We start from the raw sequence: 12,100 nt of genomic DNA, 5'->3' as shown, positions 1-12,100 counted from the left end.
GTAGCCTGTGAAGCTCGACAGGACCGGTCGGGTGCCGAAAGCTGCAACGGATTCCGTCCCTCACGACGGTCGACGAATGGCGCGGAACGTGAGGTGCACAGTCGCGTGGGTCGCGGCAGGCGCTCTCTCGGTCGCAGGGGTCGTCACCCTCGCCCTCGGACTCGCGACTCCGGTCTCCTTCGGCTGGTTCGCGTACCAGCCGCTTGCGGATGCGACGTTCACGCCGACCGGCACAGGCGTGGTCGTGTCTCGCGCCACCGTGATCGGCTTCGTCCTGCTGACGATCGGGCTCGTGGGGCTCGCGTTCCTCGGCGGTCTGCGCGCCGGCAAGCGACGACCCTGAGCCGAGAAGCGACCGCCGCCCATCCGAGCGAGGGCCGTGGCGATGCCGCCGGGCCGCTGCGCGCCGGCTCAGGCGGCCGGCTCGAGGGCCTTTTCGAAGGGGTGCACGAGGAACCCGGGCTCCACCTCGATGATGTCGAGCACCGTGTACCCGCTCGTCGCGTACAGGGCCTGCGCCTCGGGCTGGCGCGGCCCTGTCGTGAGGAAGACGCGGCTGTAGCCCCGCCGCGCCGCCTCGGCCTCGAGCTCCATCAGCACCCGGCGGCTGAGGCCCTTGCGGCGGTGCCCCGGGTGCGTCCAGATGCGCTTGAACTCCGCGGTGTCGTCGTCGAACCGCATGAACGCACCCCCCGCGGCGATCTCGCCGTCGAGCAGCAGAAGCACGAAGGCACCGTCCGGCGGCAGGAAGCGATCCGCGGGGTAGCGGTTGATCTCCTCCTCGGCCGCTTCGTCGAGCAGGTCGTGGTACCGCTCGTCGTACTCGCGCTCGAGGTCGGCGAGAAGGATCGCCGCCCGTTCGTCGGACGGCGACACCTGGATGAATGACACCTCGGCGGTGCCGATGCTCTCCGGCATTCCGCATCCTTCCTGTGATCAGTGCGCGCACTGCGTCGCTGCACGCACTGCGGGGTGAAAGCGACCGCGACGGCGATCAATTCCCGGTACCCGAGCCGGATCTCCGATCGCCACGACGCGGACGGCCGGCCGGAGGGGTCGTGCGAGGGCGCGAGTAGCCTCGATGCCATGGCCTCGCAGACCCCCGATCCCGACGCGCCCTGGACGGTTCCGGCCCCGAGCGACGTCGCCGAGCTGCTCGGCGCCGCGCCGGCGCGGTGGTGGCTCTCGGGCGGCGTGGCGCTCGACCACTGGCTCGGTCGCACCATCCGCGTGCGGCCGCACACCGACGTGAGCACGACGTCGGCCGACCTGCCGCAGCTGCTCGGCAGCCTGCCCGGCCGGTACAGCGCCTGGGCGTCGCTCGAGGACGAGCTGGTCCGATGGGATGCGGCGCCGGACGACGCCGATCTGCAGCCCCTGCGCATCCACGATGACGAGCAGGGCGAGTGGATGCTGCAGCTCGACGTCGAGGACGGCACCCAGGAGGCGTGGCTCTACCGCCGCGACCCCCGGCTGCAGCTGCCCTGGGATCGCGCCGTGCTCGACATCGGCGGCATCCCGACCGGCGCTCCCGAGGTGCAGCTCGTCTGGAAGGCCCTGCGCCCTCGCCCGCAGGACGACGTCGACAAGGATGCGGTGCTCCCCGAGCTGTCTGCGGACGCCAGGAGCTGGTACGAGCGCGCGATCCTCTCGATCCATCCGCACTCGTCGTGGTCGATCCACGTGCGCAGCCCCTTCGCGCCGGCGAAGGCGAGCTGGAACAAGCGCGGTCGTTAGCCGGCACTGCCGCTAGTCCACGTCGTCGCTGTCGTCCTCGAACTCGCCGGACGAGACCGCCTCGAGCGTGAGCGAGCGGAACCACCGCTGCGCCGGCGAGAGGCTCACCTCGCGTCGCGTGTAGAGCGCGACCGGCGTGCTCTCGCCGGGCCAGGGCAGCTCGGCGATCTCCAGTCCCGGGAACCAGCCGCGGAACACCTCGGCGACGTGCCGCGGGAGGAGGACGACGAGGTCCGTGGTCTCGAGGACGGCGGGAACCGTCGCGTACTCCTCGACGGTGAGCGCCACCTGGCTCATCAGCCCGTACTCGACGAGCGCCTCGACCGGGAACACGTGACCGCCGCGCGCGGACACCCGCACGAAGCGCCGGCCCGCGAACATGCGCGGCCCGGTCGGGGGCAGCGGATGCTCTCGCGACGACAGCGCGACGTACTCGACGCTGCGCACGCGCGTGCGCCAGAGGCGCGGGGTGCCCATGAGGGACACGGTGATCGCCAGGTCGATCGCGCCCCGGACGAGGCGATCCTCGACCTGGTCGGCATCCAATCGCTCCACCTTCAGGTGCACGTCCGACGACTCTCGCGCGAGCGCCGCGATGATCGGCGGCAGGAACGTCTGCTCGCCGATCGAGGTGAGTCCGAGTGTCAGCTCTCCCCGGTACGTGGTCGGATCGAACGCGTCGGGGTCGCTGACCACCGCGTCGATCTGCATGAGCGCCTCGTGCAGCGGGCCGAACAGCTGCGTGGCGCGGGCCGTCGGCACCATCGCGTGGCCCTCGCGGCGGAACAGGTCGTCGCCGAACCGCTGGCGCAGGCGACCGAGCGTGTAGCTCACGGTCGGCTGGGTCACATGGAGCCGCTCGGCGGTGGCGGTGAGGCTCCGCAGCTCGTACAGCACGACGAAGGTCCGGAGCTGGTTCAGGTCTGCGATAGACAATCGATCACCTCTATACATGGTGTGCCGTATATCTATTGGACTATAACCACGCGCCGTCTTACAGTCGTGACGAAAGCACCCGGTCGCACCGCATCCGACCGGGGACCGAGCCCGAGCGACGAGGAAGCAGCAGGACTCGCGATGATCATCGACATCCACGGCCACTACACGACGGCGCCCGCGCAGCTGGGCGCGTGGCGCGACCTCCAGGTCGCGTTCGCGGAGGGACGCGGGGATGCGCCGGACCCGGCGACGCTCCGCATCAGCGACGACGACATCCGCGAGACGATCGAGGCGAACCAGCTGAAGCTCATGAACGACCGCGGCAGCGACCTGACGGTCTTCAGCCCGCGCGCCTCGTTCATGGCGCACCACATCGGCGACCTCGCGGTCAGCGAGACCTGGGCGCGCATCTGCAACGACCTGTGCGCGCGTGTGAGCGAGCTCTATCCGGACCGGTTCCTGCCCGGTGCGATGCTGCCGCAGTCGCCGGGCGCCGCCCCCGGAACGAGCGTGCCCGAGCTCCGTCGCGCGGTCGAGGAGCTCGGCGCCGTCACGGTGAACCTCAACCCCGACCCCTCGGGCGGACGGTGGACGGCCCCGCCGCTGACCGACCGGTCGTGGTATCCGATCTACGAGGCGCTCGTCGAGTACGAAGTGCCGGCGATGGTGCATGTGAGCACGTCCTGCAACCCCGCGTTCCACACCACCGGCGCGCACTATCTCAACGCGGACACCACCGCGGTCATGCAGCTCATCCAGGGCGACCTGTTCCGCGACTTCCCCGACCTGAAGCTCGTCATCCCGCACGGCGGCGGCGCCGTGCCCTACCACTGGGGACGCTTCCGCGGCCTCGCGATGGCGCTCGGCAAGCCCGAGCTCGAGGAGCACATCCTCGGCAACGTCTTCTTCGACACGTGCGTCTACCACCAGCCCGGCATCGACCTGCTGACCACCGTGGTCCCGGTCGACAACATCCTGTTCGCCAGCGAGATGATCGGCGCGGTGCGCGACATCGACCCGCGCACCGGGCACCACTTCGACGACACCAAGCGCTACGTCGACGCGACGCCTAATCTGACGGATGCCGAGCGCGCCCAGGTGTACGAGACCAACGCCCGGCGCGTCTACCCGCGCGTCGAGCGCGCCCTGAACGCCCGCGGGCTCTGAATCATCCGCCCTGAGGAGAAGACCGGAATGCGCCTGAACAACCTCGGCATCGTCCGCACGAACATCGACCGGCCCGACCCGGACGACGTCGCACGCCTCGCGCAGTTCGGCGTCGCCACGATCCACGAGGCGATGGGTCGCGTGGGCCTCCTGCGTCCCTACATCCGTCCGGCGTACACCGGTGCGAAGCTGTGCGGCCCCGCCGTGACGGTGCTCCTGCAGCCGGGCGACAACTGGATGTTCCACGTCGCCGCCGAGCAGGTGCAGGAGGGCGACGTCCTCGTCGCCGGCTGCACCACCGAGAGCGAGGACGGCTTCTTCGGTGAGCTGCTGGCCACCTCGCTGACCGCCCGTGGATGCCGCGGCCTCGTGATCGACGGCGGTGTCCGCGACGTCGCCGACCTGGAGAGGATGGACTTCCCGGTCTTCTCGCGGGCGATCAACGCCAAGGGCACCGTGAAGGCGACCCTCGGCTCGGTCAACGTCCCGGTGGTCGTCGCGAACGCGCTGGTGAACCCCGGCGATGTCGTCGTCGCCGACGTCGACGGCGTCGTCGTCGTCCCGCGCGAGCTCGTGGGGGCGGTGGCAGACGCATCCCGGAAGCGCGAGGACAACGAGGAGTCGAAGCGCCAGAAGTTCCGCGACGGCGTGCTGGGACTGGACCTGTACGGCATGCGGGAGCCGCTCGCCGCCGCCGGTCTCGAGTACGTGGAGGACTGACATGGCGCACGGAGACACCACGGGCGGTTTCGAGAAGTCGCCGGGCTGGCTGGACTGGCACGACGGGCCGAGCACGCCGACGTTCCGCCTGCCGGCGGGCGCGGTCGACGCGCACTGCCATGTCTTCGGTCCGGGCGCGCAGTTCCCGTACGCGCCCGAGCGCAAGTACACGCCGTGCGACGCGTCGGCCGACGAGCTGTTCGCCCTGCGCGACACGCTCGGCTTCGATCGCAACGTCATCGTGCAGGCCACGTGCCACGGTGCCGACAACCGGGCGCTCGTCGACGCCCTGCGTCGCAGCGAGGGCCGCGCCCGCGGCGTCGCGACGGTCCGCCGCGACGTCACCGGCGAGCAGCTCGCCGAGCTGCACGACGCCGGCGTCCGCGGCGTGCGCTTCAATTTCGTGAAGCGGCTCGTCGACCGCGTCCCGACGGACTCGCTCGACCAGATCGTCGCCAAGATCGCGCCGCTCGGCTGGCACGTCGTCATCTACTTCGAGGCCGACGACCTGCCCGAGCTGTACGAGTTCTTCTCGGCGATTCCGACTGACGTCGTGGTGGACCACATGGGCCGCCCCGACGTCACGAAGGAACCGGACGGGCCGGAGTTCGCCCTGTTCCTGCAGTTCATGCGCGACAACCCGAACGTGTGGACCAAGGTGTCGTGCCCCGAGCGGCTGAGCGTCACCGGTCCCCGCGCGCTCGAGGGCGAGCAGCACGCGTACACCGACGTGGTGCCGTTCGCCCGACGCGTGGTCGAGGAGTTCCCCGACCGCGTGCTGTGGGGGACCGACTGGCCCCATCCCAACCTCAAGGACCACATGCCCGACGACGGGCTGCTGGTCGACTTCATCCCGCAGATCGCGACGACCCCCCAGCTGCAGCAGCAGCTTCTCGTCGACAATCCGCGCCGCCTCTACTGGGCTGACTCGCTACACACCGCAGGAGACTGACATGGCACTCGACAAGCCGTACAAGAACATCCCCGGCACGACGATCTTCGATGCCGAGCAGGCACGCAAGGGCTACCACCTCAACCAGTTCTCGATGTCGCTGATGAGGCCCGAGAACCGCGAGCGCTACCTCGCCGACCGCGAGGCGTACCTCGACGAGTGGCCGCTGAACCCGGTGCAGCGCCAGGCCGTGCTCGACCTCGACCTGAACACGTGCATCCAGGAGGGCGGGAACATCTACTTCCTCGCCAAGATCGGCGCCACGCACGGGTTGAGCTTCCAGCAGATGGCCGGTTCGATGACCGGGATGTCCGAGGCGGCCTACCGCGACATGATGGTCGGCGGCGGGCGGCGTCCCGAGGGCAACCGCCTGAAGGACCTGGATGGCTGGGCGCCGCCGTCGACCGAGAAGGCCGAGGTCATGCGCCCCGATGCCCCGGCGCGGTTCACGTCGGCCCTGTTCACCTCGCACGTGCCGGCGATCGGAGCGGCGATGGACCTCGGCAAGACGGAGGAGCCGTACTGGAAGAAGGTCTTCTCCGGCTACGAGTGGACCCGCACATGGGCGAAGGAGAACACGCCCGACGTCATCATCCTCGTCTACAACGACCACGCCACGGCGTTCGACTCCAACATCATCCCGACCTTCGTCCTGGGAACCGGCGCGCATTACCCGGTCGCCGACGAGGGCTACGGCCCGCGTCCTGTGCCCGACGTCGAGGGCTACCCGGAGCTCGCGGCGCACATCGCCCAGTCGGTGATCCAGGATGACTTCGACCTCACCCTCGTGGGCGAGATGGTCGTCGACCACGGCCTGACGGTGCCGCTGTCGCTCGTGTTCGGCGACGTCGAGGAGTGGCCGTGCAAGGTCATCCCGCTGCCCGTGAACGTCGTGCAGTACCCCGTGCCGTCCGGGCGGCGCTGCTACGAGCTGGGCAAGGCGATCCGGCGGGCCCTCGACAAGTGGGACGGCGAGCCGCTGAACGTGCAGATCTGGGGCACCGGGGGCATGAGCCACCAGCTGCAGGGGCCGCGCGCGGGCCTCATCAACGAGGAGTGGGACAACGCCTTCCTCGACCACCTCATCGCCGACCCGCTGGGCCTGACGGCCTGGCCGCACATGGAGTATGTCGACGAGGCGGGGTCGGAGGGGATCGAGCTCGTCGACTGGCTCATCGCCCGCGGTGCGATGGACGATCAGTTCGGCGGCGAGAGCCCCGAGACGAACCACCGCTTCTACCACGTGCCGGCCTCGAACACCGCGGTCGGGCACCTCGTGCTGACCAATCCCACCGCTCCGCGAATCGAGGAGTCCGCGAGCGTGGGCGAACCCGAGGAAATCCACGCATGAGCAGCGACAAGGTCCGCGTCGCGGTCGTCGGCGCCGCCGGCGCATTCGGCATGAAGCACCTCGACGGCCTCGTGAACATCCCGGATGCCGAGGTCACCGTCGTCAGCGGCACCCGTCCGGAGCCGACGCAGGCGGTCGCCGAGAAATACGGCGTCGCGAACGCCGTCCTCGGCCTCGACGCCGTCCTCGAGCGCGACGACGTGGATGCCGTCATCCTGGCGACGCCGACGCAGCAGCACGCCGCGCAGACCCGGGCCGTGCTGGAGGCGGGAAAGCACGTGCAGGTCGAGATCCCCCTGGCGGACTCGCTCACGGGCGCGCTCGAGACCCTCGCCGTCGCCGAGGCGTCCGACCGCATCGCGATGGTCGGCCACACGCGCCGCTTCAACCCGTCGCACCAGTTCGTGCACGATCGGATCGCCGCGGGCGAGTTCGCGGTGCAGCAGATGGACGTGCAGACGTACTTCTTCCGCCGCACGAACACGAACGCGAAGGGCGAGGCGCGCTCCTGGACCGACCACCTCCTGTGGCATCACGCCGCGCACACGGTCGATCTCTTCGCCTATCAGGCGGGCCGGATCGTGCAGGCCAACGCCATCCAGGGCCCGATCCACCCCGTGCTCGGCATCGCGATGGACATGTCGATCCAGCTCAAGAGCGAGAGCGGGGCGATCTGCACGCTGTCGCTGTCGTTCAACAACAACGGACCCTTCGGCACCTTCTTCCGATACATCGGCGACACCGAGACCTACATCGCGCGCTACGACGATCTCGTCAACGGCCGCGATGAGCCGATCGACGTCTCGCGCGTCGCGGTGAGCATGAACGGCATCGAACTGCAGGACCGCGAGTTCGTCGCCGCCATCCGAGAGGGCCGCGAGCCCAACTCGTCCATCGGCCAGGTCATCGACTGCTATCGCGTGCTCGGCGCGCTCGAGGAGCAGCTGGCGTGAGTCCGGTCCGCATCCGTCTGCCCCGCATCGGCCTCGGCTGCATGTCGCTGAGTCACGCGTACGGCGTGCCGCCGTCCGTGGACGACGGGCTGACGCTGCTGCGCACCGCGCTCGACGAGGGCGTCGGGATGCTGGACACGGCCACGCTGTACGGCGGCGGCCGCAACGAGGAGCTGGTCGGGCGCGCGATCGCCGGGCGCCGCGACGACGTGCTGCTGGCGAGCAAGGGCGGCATGGCCCTCGTCGACGGCGTGAAGACGATCGACGGACGGCCGGAGACGCTGCGCGCGCAGGTGGATGCCTCGCTCGCGCGCCTGGGCGTCGACCACATCGACCTGTACTACCTGCACCGGTGGGACAAGACGGTGCCGATCGGCGAGAGCGTCGGTGCGCTCGCCGAGCTCGTCGACGCCGGCAAGATCGGCGCCATCGGACTGTCCGAGGTGTCGGTCGCGCGGCTGCGCGAGGCTCAGGCGGCGGCGCCCATCACCGCCGTCCAGAACGAGTACTCCCTGTGGAGCCGCAATCCCGAGCTCGGAATGCTCGAGGCCACGCGCGAGACCGGCGTCGCGCTCGTCGCGTTCTCGCCGGTGGCGCGCGGGTTCCTCGCCGACGCCCTCCACGACCCGGACGAGCTCGCCCCCGCGGACATCCGTCGCGCGATGCCGCGGTTCCAGCCCGACCACTGGCCCGCCAACGCCGCGCTGCTGCCGGGCTGGCGCGACCTCGCGGCCGAGGCCGGCTGCACCCCTGCGCAGCTCGCGCTCGCGTGGCTGCTTTCGCGGGGCGATCACGTGGTCCCGATTCCGGGGACGACGGATGCTGCGCACCTGCGCGAGAACGTCGCCGCCGTCGACCTCGTGGTCGACCCGGCACTGCTGGCGCGCGCCGGCGACCTGATCGACACCGACACCGTTTCGGGCCCGCGCTACCCCGCCGGACAGTCGGCCGAGGTCGACGCCGAGTCGTTCGAGGTCGCCGCGTGAGGGCGATCTCATCGATGGCGACGCGGCACGTGCTGGCCGATCTTCTCGCCGCCTCGGAGGCCGCGGGACTGCCCCCGGTCGAGATGGAGTCGGTCGGCGGAGTGGATGCGGCCTCCCGCGTCGCCGCGGGCGAGCCGTTCGACCTCGTGTTCCTCGCCGATGACGCGCTGCGCCGGCTGGCCGACGACGGACACGTGGATGCCGCATCCCTGACTCCGCTCGTCCTGTCGCAGGTCGCCGTGGCCGTGCCTGCTGACGACTCGGTCGGCTCACCACCGGAGGGCGCCGCGTTCGCCGATGCAGCGGGCGTGCGCACGGCGCTGCGGGATGCCTCCCGCATCGGCTCGTCGACGGGCCCGAGCGGCACGGCGCTCGCGCGCATGATCGATGAGTGGGGCATGACGGGCGAGCTGGACGGCCGGCTGGTGCAGGCCAGGCCCGGCATCCCCGTCGCGAAGCTGCTCGCGGATGGCGAGGTCGACCTGGGCTTCCAGCAGCTGAGCGAGCTCGTCGGGCAGCCGGGCATCCGCATCCTCGGCGTGCTCCCGCCCGACTGCGCGATCGACACGGTGTTCTCCGGCGCGGTCGCGACCGTCTGCGCCGGGCCGGCGTCGGCGCGGCGCATCCTGGGGTTCCTCGCGTCCGACGCCACCGTCGGAATCCGCATCGCGCACAGCTTCGCAACGCCCTGACAGGCTCCGTCGGGCCGGAGTCAAACGGTCAAGTAGTGAACTCAAGATGACGGCATTCGGCCCGATTCTTACGAAATGCCGTCGATGATCCCTAGGATGTCGCCATGCCCGCGCATCGCGACCGGCTCGGCGATCAGATCGTCCGTGTGTTGGAAAAGCGCGGTGGGTCGACGCGCCGAGAGCTCGCGGTCGCGCTCGACCTGCCGCCCTCGAGCATCGCCAGCGCGGTCGACCGGCTGATAGCGCGTGGCGTCGTGCACGAGGAGACCGACGTGCGGTCCGAGCACGGCGGCCGCGTCGGTCGACCGCCCAATCTCGTCAAGCTCAGCCGCGCATCGCAGGTCGCCGTCCTCGTCATCGGGCACCACTCCCTCGAGGCGGCCGTCGTGACGCCCGACGGAACCGTGGTCGCACACGCCGCGCGCGCCTTCGACTCGATGCGCGCGGACGACGCCCTCGACCCGGGGATCGGTCTGCTCCACGAGACTCAGGCGACGCTGAATGATGCCGCTCACCCGACGATCAGCGGGCTGGTCGTCGCGGTGCCGCGTCCGAACCACCACGGCACGGCGACGGCGATGTTCTCGGAGTCGACGTTGGTGGGGCGCCCGCTCGGGATGCCGCGGTGGTGGGCCGTCGATCCAGAGCCGCGGTTGCGAGCGGAGTTCGGCGTCGACGTGTTCGTGGAGAACGACGCGAACCTGGCAGCCATCGGGGAGCAGACGTTCGGTGCGGGCCGGGGTGCGAGAGACGTCATCCATCTCACCTTCATCCCCGCGTTCGGTGCCGGGGTGGTCTCCAACGGCCGGCTGGTTCGCGGCGCCAGGGGCATCGCCGGCGAAATCGGACATATCCAGGTGGACGAGCGGGGGCCGCTGTGCCTCTGCGGCAATCGCGGCTGCGTCCTCATGCAGCCGGAGGCGAAGGCGGTGATCGACGAGATCCGATACGCCACCGCGGAGCGCGCCGAGGGCGCGCTGGACGGGCGGGAGCTGTTGGACTCGGACGATCAGCGCCTTCGGCGCATGCTCGGCGAGCAGGGCAGCGTGCTCGCGCCCTACCTGTCGACAGCCTGCATGTTCTTGAATCCGAGCATGATCATCGTCGACGCCGCGCTCGGCTCCGCCGCAGATGCCGTGGTGGAGGGCCTGTCCGAGGGCATCCGCCGGTCGTCGCCTGCGAACGTGTTCACCCACCTGGAGATCCGGCGCGGCGAGCTTCCGGGGCGCGCGATGATCCTGGGCGCGGCCGCCCTGTTCGCGCATGAGCGCAGTCCTGCTTCGCGCGCTGTGTGAGCCGTGCGCGCGTCCTGTTCAGCGTCGGATGGATGCCGCGGCGTGCATGACGGCGCCGATGAGCTCGGCGCGCGTGCCCAGCTCGGCACTGCGGATCTCGAGGTCGGCGGAGGCTGCGAGCGCGCGGTGGTCCACCTCGGCGCGCACGCCCGCGACGAATGAAGGCCCGGCGGTGCCGAGCTCGCCGCCGAGGATGAGTGCGGCGGGGTTGAGAAGGCTGACGAGGTCGGCGAGGACCCCGCCGAGGGTGCGGCCGGCCTCGTCGAGCACCCGCCGGATGGGCGGGTCGTCGAGATCCTGCAGCGCGGCCGTGAGAGCGAACGGGTCGCCCGGATGCGTGACCCTGATCTGCTCGCGGACGACCCCGGAGGAGACGACCGCCTCCAGGCAGCCGCGGCGCCCGCACCGGCACGGCTCGCTGCGACCGGGCAGCTGGGTGTGCCCGAGCTCGCCGGCGATGCCGCGGGATCCGCGGTAGGGCTGCCCGTTCAGCACAGGACACGCGCCGATGCCGTCGGACACCTTGACGTACAGGAAGTCGGCGTGCGCGCGGCCCGCGCCGGCGAGCCGCTCTCCGAGGGCGCCGAGGTACGCGTCGTTCTCGGTGCGCACGTGTGCGCCCAGCCTGCGCTGCAGCTCCGCGGCCGGGTCGAGCCCGACCCAGCGGGCGAGGATCGTGGGCGAGCAGACGAGGCCGGTCGCGGCATCCAGCGGTCCGGGGATGCCGGCCGTGACCTCGGCCAGGTCGCCGATGCCGGTCTCCGCCGACAGGGAGCGGAGCAGATCGGCGGCGGTGTCGAGGGCTTCCATCGCCTGCAGATCGACGCCGAACGGGGCGCTCGTCTCGGCGACCACGCTCCCGAGTGAGTCGGCGATCGCGACCGAGATGTGCGTGTGCCCGAAGTCGATGCCCGCCACGTGGGAACCTGCGGCGACAGCGGACAGGACATTGCCCGCCCGCCCGCTGCCTGTGCCCGGACCTTTGGGGCCGATCTCGGTCTCCGAGATGCGCCCCATCTCCATGAGCCGCGTCACGGCGTTGTTGACCGTGCTGCGCGAGAGGCCCGTCGCATCCACGAGATCCGTGCGCGTCACGGAGCCCCCGCTGCGGATGATGTCGAACAGGAGTTCACGCGTCTGATCGCGCGCCGAGGTATGCGCTCGAGAAGACGTCGGGGTCGTCGCACTCATGATCTCCAGAGCGTACTGGCGCGTCGGCAGAAGCGCGAGACTTTCCGGCTCGGTTTTCGGTCATTAACTGTTCGAATGATTCGTTTTAACGAGTCCTTTCAGATCGTTGACAGTCCG

At 70.4% G+C, this 12,100-nt stretch carries 13 protein-coding genes; 10 read left to right on the top strand and 3 right to left on the bottom strand.

Annotation, left to right across the window (positions count from 1 at the left end; translation table 11 throughout):
• Positions 1-88: 88 nt before the first annotated feature.
• Complete coding sequence (locus SM116_RS16230; protein ID WP_320942005.1) at positions 89-343, top strand: hypothetical protein; 255 nt, start codon at positions 89-91, stop codon at positions 341-343.
• Positions 344-411: 68 nt separating this feature from the next.
• On the opposite strand, the gene SM116_RS16225 is transcribed toward SM116_RS16230, so the two are convergent.
• Positions 412-918, bottom strand: coding sequence for a GNAT family N-acetyltransferase (locus SM116_RS16225; RefSeq protein ID WP_320942004.1), 507 nt, complete (start codon positions 916-918; stop codon positions 412-414).
• 168 nt (positions 919-1,086) lie between these two features.
• Between SM116_RS16225 and SM116_RS16220 the strand changes: the two genes are divergently transcribed.
• Entirely contained in the window at positions 1,087-1,737 is a 651-nt protein-coding gene (locus SM116_RS16220; protein ID WP_320942003.1) for a hypothetical protein, read from the top strand.
• A 12-nt stretch (positions 1,738-1,749) separates the two neighbouring features.
• Here SM116_RS16220 and SM116_RS16215 read toward each other — a convergent pair whose 3' ends face one another.
• Complete coding sequence (locus tag SM116_RS16215) at positions 1,750-2,673, bottom strand: LysR family transcriptional regulator (RefSeq protein ID WP_320942002.1); 924 nt, start codon at positions 2,671-2,673, stop codon at positions 1,750-1,752.
• 141 nt (positions 2,674-2,814) lie between these two features.
• Between SM116_RS16215 and SM116_RS16210 the strand changes: the two genes are divergently transcribed.
• The 8 genes from SM116_RS16210 to SM116_RS16175 all read left to right on the top strand — a co-directional run bounded on the left by SM116_RS16210 (position 2,815) and on the right by SM116_RS16175 (position 10,792).
• The gene (locus SM116_RS16210; RefSeq protein WP_320944198.1) at positions 2,815-3,843 is read left to right on the top strand and encodes an amidohydrolase family protein; all 1,029 of its coding nucleotides are present in this window, start codon (positions 2,815-2,817) and stop codon (positions 3,841-3,843) included.
• A 27-nt stretch (positions 3,844-3,870) separates the two neighbouring features.
• On the top strand, positions 3,871-4,563 hold the full coding sequence (gene ligK / locus SM116_RS16205) for a 4-carboxy-4-hydroxy-2-oxoadipate aldolase/oxaloacetate decarboxylase (protein WP_320942001.1): 693 nt from the start codon (positions 3,871-3,873) through the stop codon (positions 4,561-4,563).
• 1 nt (position 4,564) lies between these two features.
• Entirely contained in the window at positions 4,565-5,515 is a 951-nt protein-coding gene (locus SM116_RS16200; RefSeq protein WP_320942000.1) for an amidohydrolase family protein, read from the top strand.
• Between the two features lies 1 nt (position 5,516).
• Complete coding sequence (locus SM116_RS16195) at positions 5,517-6,866, top strand: protocatechuate 4,5-dioxygenase subunit alpha/beta (RefSeq protein WP_320941999.1); 1,350 nt, start codon at positions 5,517-5,519, stop codon at positions 6,864-6,866.
• Complete coding sequence (locus SM116_RS16190; RefSeq protein ID WP_320941998.1) at positions 6,863-7,819, top strand: Gfo/Idh/MocA family oxidoreductase; 957 nt, start codon at positions 6,863-6,865, stop codon at positions 7,817-7,819. The genes SM116_RS16195 and SM116_RS16190 overlap by 4 nt, the downstream gene beginning before the upstream one ends.
• Positions 7,816-8,805, top strand: coding sequence for an aldo/keto reductase (locus SM116_RS16185; RefSeq protein ID WP_320941997.1), 990 nt, complete (start codon positions 7,816-7,818; stop codon positions 8,803-8,805). Before SM116_RS16190 ends, SM116_RS16185 begins: the two co-directional genes overlap by 4 nt.
• A 14-nt stretch (positions 8,806-8,819) precedes the next feature.
• Positions 8,820-9,497, top strand: a complete 678-nt coding sequence (locus SM116_RS16180; RefSeq protein WP_320941996.1) for a substrate-binding domain-containing protein — start codon at positions 8,820-8,822, stop codon at positions 9,495-9,497.
• A gap of 104 nt (positions 9,498-9,601) precedes the next feature.
• Entirely contained in the window at positions 9,602-10,792 is a 1,191-nt protein-coding gene (locus SM116_RS16175; RefSeq protein WP_320941995.1) for an ROK family transcriptional regulator, read from the top strand.
• Positions 10,793-10,810: 18 nt separating this feature from the next.
• Here the strand turns inward: SM116_RS16175 and SM116_RS16170 are convergent, their stop codons facing one another.
• The gene (locus tag SM116_RS16170; RefSeq protein ID WP_320941994.1) at positions 10,811-11,983 is read right to left on the bottom strand and encodes an ROK family transcriptional regulator; all 1,173 of its coding nucleotides are present in this window, start codon (positions 11,981-11,983) and stop codon (positions 10,811-10,813) included.
• Between the last annotated feature and the right edge of the window lie 117 nt (positions 11,984-12,100).

This window comes from Microbacterium rhizosphaerae, from assembly GCF_034120055.1.
Lineage (GTDB): Bacteria > Actinomycetota > Actinomycetes > Actinomycetales > Microbacteriaceae > Microbacterium > Microbacterium rhizosphaerae.
This window is presented reverse-complemented; position numbering and strand designations above follow the sequence as displayed.